This is a genomic window from Novosphingobium sp., from assembly GCF_965228995.1.
In the GTDB taxonomy this organism is placed as follows: Bacteria; Pseudomonadota; Alphaproteobacteria; order Sphingomonadales; family Sphingomonadaceae; genus Novosphingobium.
Genome location: NZ_OZ245852.1, coordinates 1216409 through 1239425, shown reverse-complemented (window position 1 = coordinate 1239425; position 23017 = coordinate 1216409). Strand labels below are relative to the sequence as shown.

Below are 23017 nucleotides of genomic sequence, written 5' to 3'. Positions count from 1 at the left end.
ACGCCTACTTCGTTTCGGGCTTAGCCTGCGGTTTCACCTTCGGCTTGACCAGATCGCTCCCATCGAGATCGTCGCCGGATTGGTCGTTGGGGCCAGTCAGAGCCAGCGGGGTGATTACCCCTTCGCCAGCGCTCGCGATGATCTCATATTCCCAAAGAAGGCGGTCCCCGTCGCGTGCGACTACCAGCACGCGCTCTACCTGCGTCCAGATCGCGTTGGGCACCCAGATCAGTTCGATCTTGGCAGCCTCAGGGGGAATACCCGGCAGCATTCCGTCAGCGTCCATGAACGCCATCGCGGCCTGCGTCGGGATATTGCAGCCGAGGCCGTCGTCGCCCGCTTTTTTGATGCGCGCGACCACGCCGCCCATGATGAACTTGCAGGTCTGAGCCTCAGGTTTCACAAACACCTTGTCCTCGGCTCCGAGCAAGGGGATCGCTCGCCGGATGATGGCGTCGAAGATGTCGTTCGAGTTGGTCCGCGAATAGAGGTTGGGGGCGTAGCCCTTGGTTGCACGATAGCTTTGCATGTCGCGCCATTCAGCGAAGCCGCCGAGCACGCACCCGTGGATTTTGTCGTGATAGGGCGTCAGCGCTTTGCGAACGGCATTGATGTCAGCGATCACGCAGACCTCCCGATTTCAGTCGAGCCGACGATATACACCGCAATCTGCAAAAGCAACTCAGAATATACAGAACCTATGCAGACGCGCTGACAGGGGGGCGCTCGACGGGCATGATGTCGAGCGACGGAAGGGCACGGACGATTTTCATCGTCTCCAAGCTGACGGTGATCATGCGCTGAAACAGCAGCAGCGGATACGCGGGGTCGCCGACTGTCTCGATGGCGTAGCGGTTTGCGTCGTTGACGATGCCGCTCGCCTTGTCGGTTTTCACGCACTGGCGCTCCATCACCCATTCGAGGGCTGGCTTTCCGTTGACGACATACTCGTAAGCTTCGAGCGGGATGCCGGTCATGGTGATGTTGGCGTTGTAGAGCACGCAAGTCTTGTCGAGCTTGGGGCGCTTGCCCGCGAACCGCATCTGATCGACGCGGTAGAATGCCTCGGGGTCGCTGATCTGGGCGAGCCGCAGGTCGCCCTGCGCAATGGTGATCGGATAGGGCTCGACGCTTTCGTAGCCGACATGAAGATTGCCCAGCTTTCGACCTGCATCGACAAAGGCGCGGAAGTTTTCGATGCCCTTCACCACGGGGAGGCGCGGCAACTCCTTGGACAGATTGTCGGCGTAGCGCTCCCGGTAATCCTCGGAATGCAGAATGCCGTAGGTGTAGTAGAACAGGTCGTCTTTGGTGATCGCTTCGCCGGGGTAGGCGGCTTGGAAATGAGCGAGGCCAACGTCGGTAATGGCATCATGTCGTTCTCGGGCGGCCCGTGGGCTTTGTCCGCCCGTCAGCAGATCACCCTGACGATCGTCAGGAAAATCTTGGTCGTAAATGAAGCGAGGGAAGCACTGGCCTGTATCCAGCATGTGAAGGTTGGGAGTTTCGTTAACCATAAGCGCAGAAAACCCACTTCTCGCGCCGACACCTGAAACGCAAATAAGCTTGTTGCCACAGGTTTGATCTGGAAAGTAGCTCGGCATCAGGTGGCGAGTCCAGTTCCACAAAGGACTGTTAAACCACCGGCATTTGGAGAAGGGGCGATAAATGGAGTTGGTCGTGGACGCGTTATCCCCTCTTGGATTTCTTCCTTTTTGAAGGGCTGAAACTATATCGGTCGTCCACTTAATCTTGGATTCATCCCTAACGATACCGGCCTCGATTTCTGAAATATCCCTTCCAGCAAATGATTCCATCGCCAAGTTGTATTCCAAGATCATTGATTTAACGGATAAGTTCAGGCCCATGTCGGAAAAGTTGTATACCCAACTATCCCGATTGGATTTTACTCCCATCGAATAGCTTTCAAAAAGCCGCGATTCAGATTTATCGCGCTTGCCTCCGATCTTGATGTAATCTTCAAAGTCGGCAGCGCGTTGATCAATCCAGTCATTATGCGAATCCGGCGCAATGGCGCGCCATAAACCTTCGCGCTCGATTCCCGATATATCACTATAGCGCTGTATGCTTCGAAGTTTTTCTTGCGTGGTTAGGTCATCGCCAATGTCGAAAAAATGAATATTCCCTGATGATTTTGCTTTAGGATTCTTTACGAGGATAGATATGGCTGAACCAGTCATGCTGCCCGACTCAAATATATTGCCGCCTTCTCGCGCCTTACCTTTGCTCAAAATATTTTTTCTGATGTCTCCCCGCAAATGGAAAACATATAAGTCGGAAAACTCCTCGAACAGACACTTTCTCATACCATCGGCGAAGGGTCTTTCAATCCATGCACTTCCGGTAATAAATCCAATAATCCCGCCATCTTTCCCAATACGATCACTTGCCCATCGAATAGCTCTTATGTAAGAGTCATAGCTCTTACTTTTTCCCATAGAGTTTAACGACGCGCCGACATAGGAGGTAGATATTTTGTCATCAAGTATTGGATAAGAAATGTTTTTGTTATTGTCCGTTTCGTTTTGTTGACCGGATGAATATGGTGGATTTCCAAATATTACCCGAATATCTAACTTTTTCTGGCGTGTTCTCCGATTACTGTTCTCCGGCATCAAATCGCTGATGAGGTCGCGTTCCTGCTCATGAAGCTGGAAGGTGTCGGTCAGGCAGATGCCCTCGAATGGCTGATAATCGCCACCCGAAAGGGTGTGATACGCTGCCTCGATGTTGATCGCTGCGATGTAGTAGGCGAGCAAAACGATCTCGTTGGCATGGATTTCTTGGGTGTATTTGTGGGCCAGTTCCTCGGGTTTGATCAGCCCTGATTGGAGAAGCCGCGTAATGAACGTGCCCGTGCCGGTAAACGGATCGAGGATGTGGACGCCCTTGCTGCCAAGGGTCTGGCCGAACTCAGACTTGAGCACCTCGTTCACCGAATGGATGATGAAATCCACCACCTCGACCGGGGTGTAGACGATGCCGAGCCGTTCGGTCATGCGGGGGAAGGCGTTGCGGAAGAACTTGTCGTATAGCTCGACGACGATCTTTTGCTTGCCTGCTGCGTTGTCGATCCCCGCTGCCCGGACCCGCACGCTTTCGTAGAACCGTTGCAGTGATTCTGCTTCCTTCCCGAGATTCTGCTCTTGCAGCACATCGAGCACCGTCTCCATCGCCACGGAAACAGGGTTGTTCTTGGTGAAGCTGTAGCCCTCGAACAGGGCTTCGAATACCGGGCGCGTGATGAGATGCTGGGCCAGCATCTCGATCGCGTCGGACTCGCTGATGCTTTCGTTCAGGTCGTCCCTGATCTCGGCGACGAAGCGTTCGAAGGCTTCGCGCTCCTTCGATCCCGGCTGTTCGACGATGGCGGTGATGCGAGTGATGTGCGTCTGGGCGATCTTGGCGATGTCGCCTGCCCAGTCCTCCCAATAATCGCGCCGCCCGCACTTCTTTACGATCTTGGCCCGGATCGCAGAAGTGAACTCGTCAAGCGTGAAGGCAAGCTGCTCGACGCCCTCGACGGGCTGGCTGCTGCCATCGCGGTCGTGATCATCGCTCGTCGCGCTACCATGACCGAGCCCGAGCTTCTTCGCCCCTTTGGTCGATTTGGTAGGCAGCTTGTCGGATACGGCGATCACCTCGATCTGGCCGCTCACATCGACACCGAGGTCCATCTTGTTGATCGTGGCATCGAACCGCTCGTCATGCGCACGCAAGGCGTTCAGAATCTGCCAGACGACCTTGTATTTCTCGTTGTTGTTGAGCGCCTCCTCGGGCGCGACACCAGCGGGGATGCCGACCGGCAGGATGACGTATCCCATCTTCTTGCCGGGTGCCCGGCGCATGACGCGACCCACGGACTGCACGACATCGATCTGCGATTTGCGAGGGTGAAGGAACATGATCGCGTCGAGCGCGGGCACATCAACGCCCTCGGACAAGCAGCGCGCGTTGGTCAGGATGCGGCAGCTATGGTCCTCGTGCTCAGCCTTGAGCCATTCGAGTTCCCGGGTGCGTGTCTTGGCGTTGAAGGTGCCATCGACGTGATGGACCTCGCATCCCAGTTGCGGTTCCTCATCGGTGCTCGGGGACGATGACAGATATTCCTCGACCACCGCCGCGAACTCGTCGCGCACCAGTTTCGACGAGGCGATGTCGCGGCAAAATGCGAGCGCCCGGCGCATGTGGCCGGTGTCAGTCGCAACGTCGGCGGTCAGGTCCGCCTTGGTCAGCGCCTTGTAGCAGCCGACGATCTTAGTTGCGTCGTCGAGCTTGAGCGCGTTGTCCTCGTCCTTGAGCCGGTTCTGGATGCTGGTGCTGACCATCGCCTCATCGACGGCAAGGACGATCACCTTGTAGTCGGTGAGCAGGTCGTTTTCCACGGCCCAACCAAACCCGCGCTGGAAAAGGGTTTCGCCATAGAGCGCGGGATCGTCCATCGAGCATAGCTCGGCGGATACCTCCCTCGCCTTCGATCGCACGGCGTCGCCGTAGATTCGGGGCGTGGCGGTCATGTAGACCCGCTTCCTGCCCGCGATAAAATCCTGATTATGGATTTTGACGAAGTTGCTCTCGTCCTCGCCTTCGAGCGTCGCACCGGTAGTGCGATGTGCCTCGTCGCAGACGATGAGATCGAACTCAGGGAAGCCGTGATCCTTCTGGGCGTTCGAAATCACCTGAATCGATTGGTAGGTGGAAAATACCACGGTCATCTCATCCGGTGCCGGGGCATTTGCCTTGGCAGCGAGCTTGGCCGGATCGGTGGTCGCTGGATGGGCGAGATCGTGGACATCGATGTCGCCGATGTCGTCTTTGCCCTTGTTGTGCTTACCCACCTGCGCATCCGAGCATACCGCGAATGCGCGCAGCGGAGTGGCGGTATCGATCGACCACTCCCGCACCGTCTGGCTCATCAGGGCGAGCGATGGGACGAGGAACAGGACATATTTGCCGGGACCGGCAAGGTCTTCGGCGATCTTGAGCGCGGTGAACGTCTTGCCGGTGCCGCACGCCATGATGAGCTTGCCACGATCCGCCGTCGCGAGCCCACTGCGAACTGCGTCCATTGCGTCCCGCTGGTGGGGCCGCACATCCTTCTTTGGCGCAAGAACGATCCGATCGTCGGCGAGGTATATCCGCCAGTCGATCGGGCTCTGTTCGAGCCGTTCCATGCTAATCCGGGTCGTCGAGATATTTTGCCCATCAAGGGCATCCTCGGCGTTGCGGCTCCACGCAACATCGGTCGTGTCGATTATCAGTCGGCGAGTGAAGGGAGCCTTGCCCGAGGCGGTGAAGAACGAATCGATGTCCGACTTCTGGATGTGGTGATCGGCGGCGTAGAACTTGCACTGGATCGCGCAGAAGCCACCATCATCCCGAAGCTTGGCAACGAGATCGATGCCGGTGTCGGTTTGCTTGATGCCGCGCGCCTCTGCCCACTCGCGGAAGGACCACGCATCCTCATATTGCTGGGCCATTTCGGGGTCGTGCTTGAGAAACTCAACGCAGAGCCGCTCGAAGTATGTGCCCTTCTCCCGCTGGCTTTTGGCACCATCGCGGTAGCGGGCGAGCAGATCACGAATGGAACCGGACAAAGGCACTTCCCCCCAAACTCAGGGGGATGGATGTAGCCAAGAACCTTGCTCGTGTCAGTGTGGGCGTGATCTCCATCCCCATCATTCGGCAAGGAACCCGATCGGCCCATGTCGGACATAAGCTTTAGCCATTTCTTGCACTTAGCCCATTTGGAATGCCGATTGCCGTTGATACATCTTGAGCGCTGCCGATTGTAAGAAGCAAGTCATTCATGCATCCACTCGATGAGTGCATTGCATGCACTATCTCGTGCCTGCAATCATGACTGCTGACATTTCAAGTTTCAATCGTTAATCTTAACCCGCACATATGCGGGCAAAGATTAACACCCGAAACTCTCATGTCGATTTGAGAAATAGGTATTATATAGTATTCGATATCATCATCCTTTGAGAAAGACACAACTCTATCTCCCCCCTCGAATCCAAAAGAAAGTTTTTCATTTAGACCCGAGGGGGGATAGAGAGATCATCATCCTTTGGAGGTTCGACGACTGTTGTGTCGGGCTTTACGCTTCTTAAGGCGGACAGGTGGTTTCCCGAGACCCTGCCATTAGGCCCGTCTATCAGGCTTCCATCACTCCTTCGCCAGTATATTTCATCCTCGCTCGGTTGAGCGCTGGGTAATCCCCTCTTCCAAGGGGGTGATGTGAGAGACCTAAACGGTTGCAGCATATAGCTGCGCACCCGTGCCGATATACAGTTGACGCTGATCGAACACGAGCCGGGAGTAGACAGCGCATGTCTGGGCTCCCGTCTTTTCGTTGACTCTTTTTTCCGCTCAAAGGCGAACCGGCACCAACTTCCCGGTCGAGCTATCCCCTCTCGCACCTTCCCGGAACATGGCAGATCGATTATTCAGCGACCACCTACAAAGTCCATCGAGCACATCAACAATCAGGCTTACGCCTTTGGATAGTATTTGATCTATTTATAACCGGATTCGATCGATTTTGCAATAATATTTTCGATAAATATCTTATGATTATTTCAATAAATCTCAAATATTACTTCGGACTATCTGAACTCATGATAGCATCAGAGCAGAACAAGGGCAATATCTGCTTGAATGGGCTGGCGTGTTTGAGCCGCAAAGATGCGGAGTTCTCTGCTGGCATCTTCGAAGCCGTCTCTGCCGATTTCCACTTCGCGGCAGTCTTCCCGGGATGGTATTCCTGCAACTGTTCGACGAGCCCAGTTTCGGTTTTTGCCGATGGCGAACTCGGTATGCTGTTTCACTGGCTCCCGATTGCGCAAGCCAACAAGGTTGCGATTATCCAGCATTTGCCAGTCAGCGAAGACGACAAGGTGCTCCTCCGGCTTGCCGTGTAGACCCGACGATGTTTGGTCCTGCCTCTTGACGTGCAGCGGCAAACTGATCCCATAAGGCCATACGAACCTGCATCAGATTTTGCGGCCATGTCCTCGCCGGACGCGACGATACCATCGAGGCATCTGCGGCATCTGCGGCATCTGCGGCATCTGCGGCATCTGCGGCATCTGCGGCATCTGCGGCATCTGCGGCATCTGCGGCATCTGCGGCATCTGCGGCATCATCGTCCCGAGCGATCCCGAGCGATCCCGAGGATCGCCCGGCAATCAGACCATGGAGATGGTCGATCCGGTGGAGGCAGGCTGGTGGTCTGCATTGAAGGAAGCGCAATCTCCAAAGCTTTAGGCAGGATCACAAATCACTTGGCGTTATCCTCAGCCCCACTTCACGCCTGTTGAATGCTTGCTCGATCAAAGTCTAATATGGCGCTCGACAGTTGCTGACCAGAAATGCGTCAACTTCATCGATTGACCAGAGCGGTGTTCCACCAACGATCATCGGTGCGGGCAACAACCTCTTGCGTCGTAGTTCGTTCACCTTGGTAATACCGCACCGGATATACTTAGCCAACTCACTTCTGTTTAGATACTTAGATTCCATCATGACCTTCATTGACTGTGATGAACCTATTATGCCTGAGTCGAGGAGATGTTGCAGTATCTTTCTCTCATGATGCCTCGACTTTGCCGACTGACGGTCGATCTCGTTCGGATTTGGCGCGAGCAACGGCTAAGCAATCATCCAAATGAGCAGACCAATGGATAGCCAGTTCTTTGCAATCCTGATAATATCTATACTTGTTGTCATGGACGTTCGAAACTCCGCGTAGCTTGTGCTGCAAAAATACCTCGCAGGCATTATCGCTATATTTGATCCGATTGTGCCCCTGTTCATATTCGAGATAGGTCTTCGCTGAGGCACGAAAATCATGGATCACGAACGGATCGATGGCCCGCTTGTCCGTTTTTGCATGTTTCCCGGTGAGCTTTCGCAGCTTGTTCTGCGTGTTGCTGCCACAGGTGCGCACCGCGAACACAGGATCGGTATCGAGGGCATTCTCTGGCCGTGGTGGGATGCAGCGTTGCGCCGATGTCGTGAGCCACCGGATCACCGGAATACCCGCCTTGCTATCAGCGAGCCGGATTTCCATGCCTTCACCGGTCTCCACCACTTGGCCCCATTGCAGCGATATGAGGTTGTCCTTGCGCAACACGGTATGGAGCGCGAGCATCAACGGATCACGGTATGCGCCCATCTCTTCGATGGCGAGTTGCAGATAGCCAAGCTCGCGACCTTCAAGCGCTCGATCCCGCGCCTTGGTGGGGCGAAGCGGTTTGATCTTCGCAGCGGGTGAGAAATCGATCTCATCCTTCGCCACGCACCAGTTCAAAAACCCCTTGGTGAAGATCAGCACCTTGTTGATCCCCGCTCCCGGGTAATCGTCCAACATCGCTTCGAAGTGCGCGTTCAGTTCCCGGCTCGTGATGCTCTTGAGATCGCGCTTGCCGTAGGTGGGCAGAATGCGCTTTTCCATGATGCCCCTGATGTTGTCCGCAGAGGCGAGATTGACCGCGTGAACCTTCATATAGCGATCGAAGGCATCGTTGACCGTGGTGCGCCGCAGCAGTTCCGGCACGATAGAAGCGCGAGGCACGGGCTTAAACTCTGCCTTCTTCGCATCGGATTTCATCGCCTGCGCAATCGACCGGGCTTCGATCACGGACATCTCAGGAAAGGTGCCGATCTGCACCTTGGTGCGAACGCCTTCGCGCAGGCCGCGCCAAATGAACAGCACGTCGCCATTCGATTTGATTCGCGCGGTGATGCCGGTCCCCTCGTCGGCAAAATCGCGATAGCGAACCTGTGGCTTCGTCCTTTTCAAAATCGTGTCTGTGAGCTTCATCGTTGCCACCATAATCGGGCTCGATGAGTCGCGCATTATTGATCTGCGTTGGACCAGATCAGAGCCGTTGGACCACTTTTGACGCGTTCAGAAAGTGGTCCAATGCACTGGTCCAACTAACGCGGCGCGCCGCGCTGTCCCGCTCTGCTGGCAAAAATCCGACAGAAAGTGGTCCAATCGCCAGCACGTCATGAATCTGGTCCAACTCCACCATCAAAAGCGAAGTGATAAATGACTGATTTTCAAGGGAAAAGGTGGTGCCGCTTAGAGGATTCGAACCTCTGACCCCATCATTACGAATGATGTGCTCTACCGACTGAGCTAAAGCGGCGTGCCTTGTGGGCAGGCGGGCGCTTTAGCTATGGGGCGGGCGCTAGGCAATGGGATTTATCGCGAGAATTCGTGCGCCATGTGGTTGTGGGCCCCGTTAAAGGGGCTTGATGCGCGCCAGCGATGCCGCCATACGCGGCTCCGGCGTTCGCCACAGGCAATGGTCCGTTCTAACCGCGGCTGGCCGAGCGCGGGTGTAGCTCAATGGTAGAGCAGCAGCTTCCCAAGCTGAATACGAGGGTTCGATTCCCTTCACCCGCTCCAATCTTGCCCGTGCCTGGCCCGGATTGCAGCGTTACTGCAGGGAAGGCAGGCTGATCCTCTCAGGGCTTGCGACCTTTGCCAGTTCGGCAGCGATTTCCGCGCTGCGGACGGGTTTGACGAGGTGCCCTTGCATCCCGGCGGCGAGGCAGGCGTCGACGCTTTCCTGATAGCCGTTCGCGGTGAGCGCAACGATCGGGAGCATGTCCGCGGTGATCCCGCTTTGCCGCAGCAGGCGGGTGGCGGTCATGCCGTCCATCCCCGGCATCTGGATATCCATCAGCACCGCAGCGAAAGGCTGGTTCGCGTCAATCGCCTCGTGAACCTTTGCAATCGCCTCCTCGCCGGTCTGCGCCAGTTCGACATGATGCCCCAGCTTCTCCAGCATGGCGGTCACGATCATCTGATTGGTGCGGCCATCCTCGGCCACCAGCAGGCGCATGGGCGGCAGCGCGGGCAGGGCTGGCGCGGGAGGGGGCGAGCGAGTGGCAACGGTTGCAGCGTCCGGCAGGTTCAGTTTGATCCGCAGCACCAGCGTCGTACCGACGCCGGGCGTGCTGCTCAGAGTGAGGGTACCGCCCATGGCCTCTGCGATCCGGCGCGAGATCGGCAAGCCCAATCCGGTGCCGCCGTACCCGCTGGAGGTGTTCTCCTCAGCCTGCACAAAGTCTTCGAAGACCTTGGCCTGCGCCGCTTCCGAAATGCCGATCCCGGTATCATCCACCGAGATGAGCAGTTCGTCTCCGTCGGTCCTGGCGGAAAGCCGGACTTGCCCCGTTTCGGTGAACTTGACTGCATTTCCGATCAGGTTGGCCAGGATCTGGCGCAGCCGCAGGCTGTCCCCGTTGAAGCATCGCGGCACTTCGGGGGCGATATCGAGGTTCAGTGCCAGCCGTTTGCCGACCGCGCTTGCGGTCATCAGGCTCATGCAATCGGCAAGGCAATCGTGCAGGTCGAACGGCTCGGCCGACAGTTGCAGCCGCCCTGAATCGATCTTGGCGATGTCCAGAATGTCGTTGAGCAGCTTCATCATGGTCGCGCCGGATTCGGAGATCAGCCGGACGTAATTGCGGCTGGCCTCGTCCAGCGGATGATCCAGCAACAGTTCCGAGAGGCCGATCACGCCGTTCATCGGCGTGCGGATCTCATGGCTCAGGTTGGCCAGAAACGCGCTCTTCGTTGCAGCCGCCTGTTCGGCGCGGCGGCGCGCCTCGATGAGATCGGTTTCGAGCAGCTTGCGCGCGGTGATGTCGCGTACCGAGGCCACGATCTCGTGCGGCTTGCCCTTCCGGTTGCGCAGCAGCCGGCAGTTGGCCTCAAGCCACCGGTATCCCATGTCCTTCGATGCATGCCAGACCCGGTAGGCCACGCTGAGATTATCGACTTTCCCGTGGAGGAGCTGGTCGAACCGGGCGCGGACATCCTCGATATCTTCGGGATGAATGCGGATCAGCGCCGGCATGCCCACGAGCATGGCAGGATCGTAGCCAAGCACCTGACGCACCGAGGGCGTCACGTAGAGGCACTGGCCGTCAAGCCCGATGCGGAACACCATGTCGTTGATGTTCTCGGTCACCAGGCGCAGCTCGCGGGTGCGGTTGGCCAGTTCAAGGTCGCTCGCCTTGCGCTGGGTCACGTCCGTCACCGCCGCGATATAGCCGCTCAGCCGGGAGCCATTCTCGAACTCGCCCGTCGCGGTGAAAGTCAGCCACCGCTTGAGCCCGGCGCGATCGACGTAGTTGATCTCGTTCTCGAACACGGCGCCCGGAGTCATCAGTGAGCGATTGATCTGTTCGATCGCCTGGGTCTGGTCGAGGCCGAGTACTTCGACCCACGGCTTGCCGATGATCGATGCGGCCGGCGCCATGACAAGCAGTTCGATGCGCTGGTTGACGTAAGTGATCAGGCCGTTGCGGTCGCCGCGCAGAATACCGATCGGCGATGTGTCGCACAGCTGGCGGAAGCGCTGCTCGCTGGCCTCGAGCGCGACGACGTAGCGCATCTGGTCGGACACGTCGCGAATGCTGCCCGCGATGCCTTCAAACCGTCCGTCCGGCGTGTTGATCTTGCGGATGCTGATGTCGGCGTCGCGCACCTCGCCATCGCGCCGGACAAAGCTGCGATGCGTGCGCAGTTCATCGCCTTCGCCCTCATGCGATTGCGGCGCGCGGACCAGTTCGTCGACGATATCGGCGAGGTCGAGCACCGCCGGGCCTGATCCCTCCAGCGTTTCCGCCACTGCAAAGCCGGTCATCGCTTCCCAGGCCGGGTTCAGGAACGTCCAGCGCCCTGTGGCATCGGTGCGGAACACGACCTCCTGCATGTTGTGGAGGATCTCTGACGTGAAGGCCAGGGTCTGCGCCAGTTCCTGCTCCAGCCGGCGGCGGGCTTCCATCGAGGCTGCGATTGGCAGGAGGCAGCCGTAGCAGCACAGATAGGCCGTCTCGATGAACAGGTACCGGCCCGCAGGCGCGATCGCCAGAACGTCGGCCGGGCCATTTCCGCTCGCCACCGCCACCGTTGCGATCAGGATCGAAAGCAGATGGGCGGCTGCAGTATCACGGATGCCCAGCGAGACGCTGACCCAGACCAGGGCGGGGCACACAAAGAATATGTAGGCGTGCCCTCCGCTCAGAAAGACCACAACGGTGAGCGCGGCAACAGCAGCGTAGCCCGCGATCCGCCGGCGCGTCAGCAGCCCCGAGACGCGCAATGACCGCTCCCCCAGCAGCCCGAGAAAGATGGGCGTGGCGATCACGATGCCGATGGCATTCGGCAGGACCCAGCGGAAGGCATGGGCGTTCGCGAGGTCCAAAAGCTGGGCGGGCGGGTGGAGGGTGGCAGACGCCGGGCCGCTTCCCCCCAGCGACAGCATGAAGACGGTGAAAACCAGGCTGAACAAGGGCGCAATCAGCGTGGCCACGATGCCAAGCTTCAGCACCGCATCGGGCCGCGTCAGATCGAGACCGTCGGGCGCGAGTTGCTTGAGAGCGGTGCCGCCGATCACGGCCTGCAAGCCGGCCAGCACCGCCGCGACAGCCGAAGTTGCGAGGGGGACACCGCCCAGCATGAGACCGATCAGCGAGGCGAGCAGCATGCGCGGAAGCTGCCGCCACTGCCTCGGCCACTCGAGGGCAAACACCGCCGCCAGCATGATCGACGGCACGAGCATGACGGTCAGCGCATTGGGATGAGGGAGGACGAACTTCGCTTCGAGCAGGGAGATGAGCACAATGAACCCGTCACGGGCCCATTGCGCCTTGTTCATCGAGGTTTCGCCCGCAGCGAGGGTCATGCAGCCTCGCCGGCCGACGCCCACCTCTCACGCTTGCGGTAGAGTGTCGATGCGCTCACCCCCAGCATCCTCGCGGCGGTGGGCAAGCTGCCGGCGGCGTCTTCGATCGCGCGGGTGATGACAAGCCGCTCGATCTCGTCGAGCGTCATGCCGCGAAAGGCCGCGGCAAGGTCAGGCTGCGGCGGAGCAGCACCTTGCGCGGTCGCGGCGGACAAGGGCGCGGGAGCAGGCGGCGCCGGTGGCGCGCCCGGTTCGGACGGAAGCGCCGCGAGTGGCAGGTCCGGGCCGTCCAACAGCACAGCCGCCCGCCGCAGGACGTTCTGCAGTTCGCGCACGTTGCCAGGCCAGCGATAGGCCTTGAGCGCCGCCAGTTGCGCCGGTCCCAGCGGACCGAAGTGCTTTCCTTCCTCGCGCGAGAAACGCTGGAGAAACGTCTCGGCCAGTTCGGTGATGTCGTCGCCGCGATCGCGCAAGGGGGGCATGTGAACCGGCACCACCGCGAGGCGATAGTAGAGATCCTCGCGGAAACGCCCTTCGGCCACTTCGCGCAGCGGATCGCGGTTGGTGGCGCAAACGATGCGCACGTCCACTTCATCCACCCTGCTGGTGCCGACCCGCTGGACCGTGCCGGTCTGCAGGAAGCGCAGCAGCTTCACCTGCAGCGGCAGCGCCATTTCGCACACTTCGTCGAGGAACAGGGTGCCCTTGTGCGCGGCCTGGACGGCACCGATGCGATCGCTGACCGCGCCGGTGAACGAGCCCTTCACGTGGCCGAACAGTTCGGATTCGAGCAGGTTCTCGGGGATCGCACCGCAGTTGATGGCAATGAATGCCCCGCCGCTGCGCCCGGATTCGCGGTGGATCGTATCGGCACAGACTTCCTTGCCGGTCCCGCTCTCCCCGGTGATGAGCACCGTCGCGCGGCTGCGGGCGATGCAGCTGATCTGCCGGTAGATCTCGCGCATGACACCCGAACTGCCGACGAAGCCGCCCGGCGTGGCGACCGGCAAGCGGGGATCGGCCGATTGCGCGGGGGCAACGTCCACAATCGTCGGACCGGCCTCGATCGCGCTGGCGACAACGGCAAGCAGGCGCTTGGCAGCCAGGGGCTTGACCAGAAAATCATAGGCGCCGAGCCGCATGGCCTCGATCGCGCGTGATAGCGAACCGTCTGCGGTCACCACGATCACCGGTTGCTTCGCGAGCAGATCGACATTGCTGCGCAGCAGTTCCAGACCGTCGATATCGGGCAGCTGGAGATCGAGCAGCAGGGCGCTGAACGCCTCCCCGTTCGCCAGCGCACGCAGGACCGCGGCGCCCGTATCGACTACGACCGCCTCATAGCCAGCCTTCTCCAGATGACCTGCGTACATCAGAGCGAGGGCGGGAATGTCTTCGACGATCAGGATGCGCTTGCGTGTCATGGACGGTACCAGAGTTTGAAGGTTTCCGGCGCAACTAAGCAGGATGCGTGCCAAGTCTCGAAAGGCATGAACGGCAGCATACGGGCTTATCCTTAGCACTTCGTTCGCATTTCGCGAATATTAATCTTTGCAAAATGCGAATCCGTGCCTTTGCAAAATGCGAACGAAGCGCGGTTGCAAAACGGGAATCGGCGCGCATTCGGCCAAATGAGCGGATTTCTGCCAGTTTCCGGGAACTGGCACAGGGATTGCCATGGTGAGGCAAACCCCCGGAGATTCCCATGTCCCTGATGCTTCGTCCTTCACTCACCCGCACGGCGCGCTCCCCGCGAATTGCCGCGATGCTGGTGCTCGCCCTGACCAGCGGGTGCGCCACCATGCCGACGCCCCGCAATGTGGCCGGTGCCCAGTATCAGCCCACCCAGCGCCTGCAGGAAACCGCCAGCACGGATCGCTGCCTGACCCCGCTGCTGCCTGCCGCACTCGGCACGTTGACGGCTGAGCCGGCCGAGTCCCTCGCCGCGCTTCCCGATGTTCTGGGCTCCGGCGATCGTCTGCGGCTCGATGTCAGCGGCGACAAGGATGTGCTCTCGCACGACTATGTGATCGCGGCGAACGGCAGTCTGACGATCAACGGGATCGGCGCAATCATGGCGGCCGGACGCAGCAGCGCCGCCGTTTCGGATGAAGTGCGCGGCAGGCTCGTCGCGGCGGGCCTGATCCGCGACATCGTCAACAACATCCGCCTTGTTGCCACCGAGCGCGCCGGCGTTGCGGTTTCGGTCGAAGGCGCGGTGTTCGAGCCGGGCGTGATCACCGCGGGCGACCGTTCCAACGATGCGCGCGCCACGACTGTTGCCAACCCTGCGCTGGGCGATTTCAACAATGGCCGATCGCTGGCGACCGCCATCCGGGCTGCGGGCGGACTGCGGCCGGATGCGGCGCTCGATGCCGTCTACCTCGTGCGCGGCGACCGCTATGCCCGGATCGACCTCAGCCCGGTGCTGGGCGGCGTGGAAGGCAGCGACGGCACCGGCGGTCTGCCGGTCGATCCGCAGCTCGCCCGCGGGGACCGGATCATCATTCCCTCGAAGGGCTGCTTCCAGCAGAAGCTGGTCCGCCCGAGCCCGGTCACAGCACCCGGCATCCGCGTCTACATGTCGAACCTCTCGCGCCCCGCGGCCAGCAATGCTTCGTCCGCTATCGGCAAGGATGCGACCAGCCTGCCATATGGCACGCGCTTTCTGCAGGGCCTGATCGCAGCCAACTGCATCGGCGGCTCGGCGCTCAACGCCGGGCGCAGCGCAGTGCTGATCTCGCGCAATCCCGTGAGCGGCCATTCCGTGGTGATCGCCCGGAAAGTCGAAGCCCTTGTCCGCGATGCCGATCGCGACGAAGTCGATCCCTACCTGATGCCCGGCGATGCGATCGCCTGCTATGACAGCACGGCGATGACAATCGTCGATGCAGTGGGCGTCGCCGGCAATCTGCTCGGTCCGGCGGTTCTGGCGAAGAACCTCAAGCCATGAACATCGCCCGGAAAATCCATGCCGACCGGCGCCTTGTCCGGATCTGGGGCATTGTCCGCGACGGATTGCCTTCGGTGGGCCGCTATCGCCGCTACTTCACGATCATCGGCCCCGTAATCGCTTCCATCTGGATCCTGACGGCCGTTTATCTGATCGCCGTTCCGCGCAGCTATACGAGCCAGTTCAGCCTGATCCTGCCCGGATCGGGCTCCGGCAGCTCGATCAACGTGGAATCGATCGGACAGGCGCAGGGCACAAGCGCGTCCGCCTTTTCCAGCCCGACACTGAGCCCGACCGAGAACTACAAGCAGCTGCTGACGGCCGACGTCACCCTGCGGGCCGCCGCGCGCATTGCGCACGAGAACGAGGACACCTTCCCGGTGCCGACCATCAAACTGGTCGACCAGACCAACCTCATCTCGATCAGCATCACGGCGCGCAGTGCCGAGGGCGCGCATCGCCGCGCGATGGCGTTGCAGCAGGCCTTCGTCGAGGAGCTCTCCGCGCTGCGTGCGGACGAGGCCAAGAAGCGCGAGGAGAGCGATCTGGCGCATCTGAGCGAGCTTTCCGACAAAGTGAAAGCGGCGCAGCGCAAGCTGATCGAGTTCCAGGCCAGCCATGGCCTGGCCACGCTCGAGCAGTTCAACAGCCGGATTGCCTCGGTCGATACGCTGCGTGACAAGGAACGCGATCTGCGCGTGCAGATGCGCATCCAGGGCGGCACAGCCTCGCGCCTGTCGGGTACGCTCGGCGCCAGCCCCGGCGGCGCCAACGTGATCATGCGCCTGAAGGGCGATCCGATCTTTGCCGAACTCGCTCAGCGTTATGCCGCTGCCAACGCGGATGCACAGCTCAAGGCCGGTACGCTTGGCCCCCAGCACAGCGCGCGGGCCCAGGCCGATGCGGAAAGTGCACAGCTGCGCGCCGCGCTGGTGCGTCGCGGGCAGGAACTGACCGGCCTTTCCGAACAGGCACTGCTGCGCCAGACCGATCTGCAGCTTGGCGATGGCCGCTCGACGCTGATGCAGGCAATGAGCGCCAGCGACGCGCAGGCCGCAGGTTCGCGCAGTGCGCTTGCCGAGCTCCATGGCGATCTGGCGCGGGCGCGTGCCGATGCGCCGCAATGGATCCTGCTGGCGCAGCAACTGGCCGATCTCCAGCGCGACCAGCGCGTGACCGAAGCGGTTTTCTCCTCTGCACTGGCCCGGCTCGATACCAACAAGCAGGACCCCTTCGCGTCCTACCCGCTGGTGCAGGTGCTGGCCGCGCCTTCGCTGCCCAAGGCGCCTTCAAGCCCTTCGGCGATCATTGCTCTGGCCGGCGCGCTCGCGGCGACCATCATGACCCTCCTTGCCTTTGGACTCCTATGGCTCCGCCAACCGATCCTGCGCCGAATGCTGCAGAACGCCTGATCGCCTTCACGATCGGCGGGAGCTATTGGCTCTGGCTGGTCGGCGGGCTCTACATGGCCGGCCCCCTGCTGGGCTGGGCGCTGGCCATCATGGCGGCGCGTGCCTGCTATCTGGCCCCTGCCCTGCCCGAGGCCGAGCGGCCCGGTCCCCTGCCGATCCAGGTATGGGCCTGGCTGCTCGGCATGGCAGCGATGCTGGTGATCCTGCTTGTCGCGCATGCCGAGTTCAGCCTTGGCGGTGCGCAGACGGTCAAGTCGGCAGTCGGCTGGGCGAAGGGCTGGGCCTTGCTCGGGCTCTTCCCGTTCGCGGGCTACGCTTTGCCGATCCGGCTGAGCGTGCTGGCGCGCGCGGTCTGCCGTCTGGGCCTCCAGACGATGGTCCTGATGCCGCTGTTCCTGGCCGCGCCTTTCATCCATCTGCCGTCGATCCTGTGGGTTTCGCCCCTCAAGGTCCTCGGCGGCGCCAGCGACGAATTCTTCGCCGTGGTGCTCTATACGATCGACCCCGAGATCGGTACTCCGCGCTGGCAGTTCTTCGCCCCCTGGTCTCCGGCAGCAGGGATGGTCGCGATGATCCACTTCCTGATTGCGCGGGAGGAACGCTCTGCGCCGTGGCGCTGGACCGGCTATTCGGCGAGCGTGCTGATGGCGCTCCTTTCGCAATCGCGCATGGCGCTGGTCGCGCTGGCGATCATCATCCCCCTCGCCGCGCTGGCCGGAAAGCTCGGGAGAGCGCACACCTGGTTTGCGCTGGCCCCGGTTACGCTGGTGGCGAGCTGGCTCCTGCCGCAGCTTGCGGCGCTCAGCGAGCAGGCCTCGAGCAGCTTCAACGGCGCGCGTGCATCCTCATCTCGTGTACGCGCAACCCTCGGCCGCATCGCGGTGGAGCGGTGGCAGCACGAAGCCTACTGGTTCGGCCACGGGATTGTCGAACGCGGCCCCCATCTGGTCGAATACATGCCGATCGGCAGCCATCACAGCTGGTACGGCCTGCTCTACGTCAAGGGCCTGCTGGGCGTCATTGCTCTGGGCATTCCCATGGTCTCCTCGCTGATCGGCTGCGTCTCGGCCGCGGCACGGGGGCGCTACGGGCGGCTCGCGCTGTCGATGAGCCTCACGTACTGGCTCTACAGCTTCGGCGAGAACCTTGAGGTTCTGGTCTATATCTCATGGCCGGCGCTGTTGGCGCTGGGCATCGCCCTGCGCCTCCAGAGCACCCACGGCGCGCCCGGCGAGGCCGCGTCGTGATTTGCAAAATGCATAGTTCATTGCATTTTGCAAAGACCGCTCTCCCAAAATGCAACGATCGCGCCCGAAAACTCGCCCATTCCCGCTACATTAGCCCGGCCCGCCATATGGCATGTGATTTGCTTAACCAGTTTGGGATGTGCCGTTTGGCCTCGAGAACCGGGAATTCGGAATGAAGGGTGTTATCATTGCCGAACTGGTCCGCTGGATCGAACAGGCGTTCTCGCCCGCCGTCGCGGATGCGGTGATCGTGCGCTCCAACCTTCCCGGCGACGGGGTCTACACGACCGTCGGCAATTACCCGCACACTGACGCGCTGGCGATGATGGGCGCGCTTGCCGAGATCTCGGGCGAACCGGTTGCCGTCCTTGCCGATAGCTATGGCTACTGGCTGGCGAGCCGGTTCATGCAACTCTATCCTGAGATGTTCGAAGGCTACACCGACGCGGTGACGTTCCTGCGCGATGTCGACGGGCAGCACCACCGCGAAGTGACCAAGCTCTATCCCGACGCGCGCACTCCCAGCATCGTGGTGGTGATCGACGGCGAGGAGCTCACCGTCAGCTACGGCTCGCACCGGCCGCTTGCCGATGTCGCCCACGGCCTGGTCCGCGGCTATATCGACTACTACGGCGATGACCTCGAAGTCGTGCGCGATCCGGGTTCGCCCGGACCGCATGCGGCCCGGTTCCTTGTGCGCAAGCCTGCGCGCCAGCCGTCCGGGTGAAGGGTTAGCGATGCCCGGAACTCCGCTCACCCGTTTCGCCGTGCCGCGCGATATCGCGGCCGCGATCGAGCCGGTCAGCCCCGCAGCGCAGATTGCCCTGCTGGAGCGGCGACTGGCGCGCGCGGAAGCGGCGCGGGCGGCGGCGGAACATTTGCTCGAACAGAAAAGCCGCGTGCTGGCAGCGGCCAACACCGAACTGACCGCGCGTCAGGACAGCCTGAGCACCAGCCTCGAGCGCCGCACCCGTCAGTTGCTGGATGCGCAGCGCGTGGCGGGCTTCGGCACGATGCTGTGGGACATCAAGCGCCAGCAGCTCGAACTCTCGCCGCAGGTTCAGGTGATGATCGGGCTTGAACCGGGGTCTCCGGTCAAGACCTATCGCTCGCTCGTGCGCGGCCTCCTGCGCGAGGACCGCCGGCGCATGCTGGACTGGATGCATGGCGAACTGCTGGCGCGGCTCGATCGTGACAACTGCGCCAGATACGATGGGCAGCCCTGCCAGGGTTCGCCGGGTCCCTGCGAAGAGGCCATGCGCGAATATCGCATCGAAGTCCGTTGCCCCGCCGAAAAGAGCGGCACCGACGGGGAAGGCGTGCGCTCGCTTTGCGTGATGGCGCAGTTCCAGGTCGACAGTCAGTGCCGGCCGGCAATGATCTTCGTGACCGTGCAGGACATCACCCGGCAGGTGCGTGCCGACAACGAGGCCGCCGCCCTGCGCGCCCGCGAATTGCAGCGGCTTGAAGATCTCGAGCGGCTCAACGAGGCGCTGCTGGTCGCGCGTGAGCAGGCGGACCTCGCCAACGATGCGAAATCGCGGTTCCTTGCGATGATGAGCCACGATATCCGCACGCCGCTCAATGGCGTGATCGGGATGCTCAGCCTGTTCGATGAAAGCACGTTGACCGCAGAGCAGCGGCGCACGCTGGCGCTCGTGCGCTCGAGCGGGGATCAGCTGCGCGTCCTGCTCAACGATATCATCGATCTCGCCCGGGCCGAGGCCGGAAAGCTGGCGCTCAATCCCGGGCCCACGAATCTTGTCGAAGTGCTGACCGACGGCGCCGATTTCTGGCGGCACCTGGCGCATGAGAAGAGCCTTTCGCTCGATATCGTGCTGGCCCCCGATATGCCCGGCTGGGTCGAGGCGGATAGCGTGCGGCTGCGCCAGCTGATCGACAACATGCTGAGCAACGCCATCAAGTATACCAGCGAAGGCGGCGTGATGCTCAAGACCCGCGTGCTGCCCAGCGGCTGGCTGCGGACCGAAGTCATCGACACGGGCATCGGCATTCCGGCCCACCGCCGCACCGAGCTGTTCAGCGAGTTCAGCCAGCTCAATCTGCTGGGCAGCGAACCGGGCGGTGCCGGCCTTGGCCTCGCGATCTGCCAGCGCATCATCGAAGTGATGGGCGGGCGCCTCGGCGTGGACGATGCCGCGCGCGGAAGCTGCTTCTGGTTCGAAATTCCCGTCACCCGCATCCCCGTGCCCAAACGGGTCGCCAACCCGGCCGTCCGGTCCTTCGCGGGACCTGGCGGCCGGGTACCGCGCGTGCTCGTGGCCGAAGATCTGGCGACCAACCGCATCGTCGTCGAAGGCTGCCTGCGCAAGCTGGGCTGCGAGGTCCACGTCGTGGCAGACGGGCAGCAGGCACTCGATGTCGTGGAATCGGGTGAGCCATTCGATCTGGTGCTGATGGATATGGCCATGCCGGTTATGGACGGGCCCGAGGCCACCCGCCGGATCAGGGCGCTGCCAGGCACACTTGCCGAACTTCCGATCATCGCACTCACCGCCTTCACGCGGCCCGAGGAACTGGAGCCGATGATGGCAGCCGGGGCCAACGACAGCGTGGCAAAGCCGATCGTGATCGAGGATCTCTACCGGGCGATGAGCCGGGTGCTGGCCATTCCCGCCGCAAATGGTAACGCGCGCTAGACCCCGGGCGGTCTGGCACGGCGGACGCCCTCACTGCAATCACACGAAGCAAGGCGTGCATGGACCTGATTGATCGCGAACTGACCCTCAGCCAGTTTGAGGCGCTGCCACCCGAAATCGTAGCGCCCCTGTGCGAGGCGACCGCGTCGGACTTGCGCGAATGGAGCACGCGGCTGCTCGACGCGGCGGCAGCGGAGGATCCCGAGGCGATCCGGCGCGCTCGCCATTCGCTGAAGGGCCTGTGCGGCAACTTCGGCGCAGGCGCGGTCATGCAGCATGCGGACGGCGAGCTGCAGTCTGCCGAAGCCCGCGCCCGTCTTCACGAATGCATCGAAGCGACAATCGCCGCCGTTGTGGCGATTGCCGCTCCGCTCATCCCTCAATAAGCGCCGCGCGCGGTAATCACTGCCGGCACGGTGCGCAGGATCAGCGCCAGATCCGCCAGCAGCGAACGTGAGCGCAAGTAGGACACGTCCAGTTCGACCTGCTGTTCGAAAGGCACTTCGGCGCGCCCGCTGACCTGCCAGGTGCAAGTGAGACCCGGCTTGCCGAGCAAGCGCGCACGCGCATCGGGCTGATAGCCGATGACTTCGCGCGGCAGGGCCGGGCGCGGCCCGACAACCGACATCTCGCCGGCAAAGATGTTGATCAGCTGCGGCAGTTCATCCAGCGAAAGGCGCCGCAGAAGCGCACCAACGCGCGTGACCCGCGGATCCCGCTTCATCTTGAAGCAAGTGCTGTCGCGTTCGGACTGCGCGCGGATCGCGGCCAGCCGGCTTTCGGCATCGATCACCATCGAGCGGAATTTCCACATCCGGAAGGGCTGCCCATTGGCGCCGATCCGGGTCTGGCGGAAGAATACCGGCCCGCCATCCTCAAGACGGATCGCGGCGCCCACCAGCAGGAACAGCGGTGCCAGCACCAGCAGCGCCACAGCCGCGGTGATGCGGTCGACCGCGTGCTTCACAGCCAGCGACACCGCGCCGGACAGGTCGCGCGCCTGCCAGGCATGTGCCGCAGCGGCGGCGAGAAAGCGCGGATTGCCAAGCACATAGCGCGCGAACAGGCGGCGCGGCTCTTGCGCCAGACGCCAGACCCATTCGCAGCCGATCTGGCGCATCGCACCCGGCGCACGCGGAACCCGTCCGGAGTAGTAATCAAACAAGCCGCCGACACCCATCACCACGCGCGCCATGAGGCGGTCGCGGATGCGGTCGATCCAGATTTCCTGCGTCGGCACGCCCAGCCCGACCAGCACAATCGCTGCGCCAGAGGCATTGATTTGCGCCACCACGGCGTCTTCCTCGCTGGCGCTCCAGTAGCCGTGGCGGGTTCCGGCGATGGTGAGCGCCGGGTAGCGCTTCCGCATGGCCTGCCCGGCCGCTTCAGCAACGCCGTTCTTGCCGCCGAGCAGAAAGATCGCCTGGCCGCGCTGCGCCGCGCTGCGGCAGAGTTCGGGGAAGAGATCGGTGCCATTGAGGTTCTCGCCAAGCTCGGTGCCTGCGAGGCGCGCGGCGATCGCCATGCCGCTGCCATCGGGCAGCAGGAAGTCGGCCCGGTTCAGCGCCTCGCGGTAGGCACCGTTGGTCTGCGCGACATTGACGCAGTGTGCGTTGATGAACTGCACAGTGGCGCACTCGCCGGACTTGGCCATGGCGACCAGTTCTTCGGCAACATGGGCGCGGGTCGAGACCATGAGATCGAGATCGAACAGCCGCGCGCGCGGGGTCTGGCGAAGCGTATCGCGCAGCGGCGTGAAGCGTGCACCGGGGTAGGAGCGGGCTTCGGCCAGTTCGAACTGGGCTTCGGAATCAAATCGCTTGAGCATCGGGGGAATCCTGCATTGTGATGCAGGTTCCAACGCAGAAACTGTGCCAATTTGGATATTTTAATGATTTCAGAAGCTTGGACGACATGCCATCGATTGCAGAAGCCAATTCTTCGCGAGCTGCAAAGACAGACTTTTTGCATTGTGCAGTGGGATTTGCAAAAAGAACATTATAAC

14 protein-coding genes and 2 tRNA genes are annotated in these 23017 nt (G+C 61.5%); 8 read left to right on the top strand and 8 right to left on the bottom strand.

Annotated elements, in window-relative coordinates; translation table 11 throughout:
- Positions 1 to 4: 4 nt before the first annotated feature.
- On the bottom strand, positions 5 to 625 hold the full coding sequence (locus ACO056_RS05735; RefSeq protein ID WP_421853125.1) for a hypothetical protein: 621 nt from the start codon (positions 623 to 625) through the stop codon (positions 5 to 7).
- A gap of 73 nt (positions 626 to 698) precedes the next feature.
- Positions 699 to 5618 (bottom strand): DEAD/DEAH box helicase, encoded by a 4920-nt coding sequence (locus ACO056_RS05730; protein WP_421853122.1) that lies wholly within the window; start codon positions 5616 to 5618, stop codon positions 699 to 701.
- A 981-nt stretch (positions 5619 to 6599) separates the two neighbouring features.
- On the opposite strand from ACO056_RS05730, the gene ACO056_RS05725 reads away from it, so the two are divergent.
- A complete protein-coding gene (locus ACO056_RS05725; RefSeq protein ID WP_421853119.1) occupies positions 6600 to 6950 on the top strand; it encodes a hypothetical protein in 351 nt (116 codons plus the stop codon).
- A gap of 72 nt (positions 6951 to 7022) precedes the next feature.
- Here ACO056_RS05725 and ACO056_RS05720 read toward each other — a convergent pair whose 3' ends face one another.
- The 3 genes from ACO056_RS05720 to ACO056_RS05710 all read right to left on the bottom strand — a co-directional run bounded on the left by ACO056_RS05720 (position 7023) and on the right by ACO056_RS05710 (position 9185).
- On the bottom strand, positions 7023 to 7175 hold the full coding sequence (locus ACO056_RS05720) for a hypothetical protein (RefSeq protein WP_421853116.1): 153 nt from the start codon (positions 7173 to 7175) through the stop codon (positions 7023 to 7025).
- Positions 7176 to 7618: 443 nt separating this feature from the next.
- On the bottom strand, positions 7619 to 8854 hold the full coding sequence (locus ACO056_RS05715; RefSeq protein ID WP_421853113.1) for a tyrosine-type recombinase/integrase: 1236 nt from the start codon (positions 8852 to 8854) through the stop codon (positions 7619 to 7621).
- Positions 8855 to 9109: 255 nt separating this feature from the next.
- Positions 9110 to 9185 (bottom strand) — tRNA-Thr (locus ACO056_RS05710).
- 189 nt (positions 9186 to 9374) lie between these two features.
- On the opposite strand from ACO056_RS05710, the gene ACO056_RS05705 reads away from it, so the two are divergent.
- A tRNA-Gly gene (locus ACO056_RS05705) sits at positions 9375 to 9448 on the top strand.
- A 31-nt stretch (positions 9449 to 9479) separates the two neighbouring features.
- Here the strand turns inward: ACO056_RS05705 and ACO056_RS05700 are convergent.
- On the bottom strand, positions 9480 to 12740 hold the full coding sequence (locus tag ACO056_RS05700) for a PAS domain S-box protein (protein WP_421853110.1): 3261 nt from the start codon (positions 12738 to 12740) through the stop codon (positions 9480 to 9482).
- Positions 12737 to 14164: a sigma-54-dependent transcriptional regulator gene (locus ACO056_RS05695; protein WP_421853108.1), complete on the bottom strand. Its 1428-nt coding sequence runs from the start codon at positions 14162 to 14164 to the stop codon at positions 12737 to 12739. Before ACO056_RS05695 ends, ACO056_RS05700 begins: the two co-directional genes overlap by 4 nt.
- 281 nt (positions 14165 to 14445) lie before the next feature.
- Here ACO056_RS05695 and ACO056_RS05690 point away from each other — a divergent pair, with 281 nt between their 5' ends.
- The 6 genes from ACO056_RS05690 (at position 14446) to ACO056_RS05665 (ending at position 21398) form a co-directional block, all read left to right on the top strand.
- A complete protein-coding gene (locus tag ACO056_RS05690; protein ID WP_421853105.1) occupies positions 14446 to 15693 on the top strand; it encodes a polysaccharide biosynthesis/export family protein in 1248 nt (415 codons plus the stop codon).
- Positions 15690 to 17105: a hypothetical protein gene (locus ACO056_RS05685; protein WP_421853101.1), complete on the top strand. Its 1416-nt coding sequence runs from the start codon at positions 15690 to 15692 to the stop codon at positions 17103 to 17105. Before ACO056_RS05690 ends, ACO056_RS05685 begins: the two co-directional genes overlap by 4 nt.
- Entirely contained in the window at positions 17060 to 18352 is a 1293-nt protein-coding gene (locus ACO056_RS05680) for an O-antigen ligase domain-containing protein (protein WP_421853098.1), read from the top strand. Before ACO056_RS05685 ends, ACO056_RS05680 begins: the two co-directional genes overlap by 46 nt.
- Positions 18353 to 18524: 172 nt before the next feature.
- Positions 18525 to 19079, top strand: coding sequence for a heme NO-binding domain-containing protein (locus ACO056_RS05675; RefSeq protein WP_421853095.1), 555 nt, complete (start codon positions 18525 to 18527; stop codon positions 19077 to 19079).
- 10 nt (positions 19080 to 19089) lie between these two features.
- Positions 19090 to 21012: an ATP-binding protein gene (locus ACO056_RS05670; RefSeq protein WP_421853092.1), complete on the top strand. Its 1923-nt coding sequence runs from the start codon at positions 19090 to 19092 to the stop codon at positions 21010 to 21012.
- A gap of 59 nt (positions 21013 to 21071) precedes the next feature.
- Positions 21072 to 21398 carry an Hpt domain-containing protein gene (locus ACO056_RS05665; RefSeq protein WP_421853089.1) on the top strand — a complete coding sequence of 109 codons (327 nt, stop codon included), beginning with the start codon at positions 21072 to 21074 and terminating at the stop codon, positions 21396 to 21398.
- On the opposite strand, the gene ACO056_RS05660 is transcribed toward ACO056_RS05665, so the two are convergent.
- Positions 21392 to 22840: a WecB/TagA/CpsF family glycosyltransferase gene (locus ACO056_RS05660; protein ID WP_421853086.1), complete on the bottom strand. Its 1449-nt coding sequence runs from the start codon at positions 22838 to 22840 to the stop codon at positions 21392 to 21394. The genes ACO056_RS05665 and ACO056_RS05660 overlap by 7 nt on opposite strands.
- Positions 22841 to 23017 lie beyond the last annotated feature (177 nt).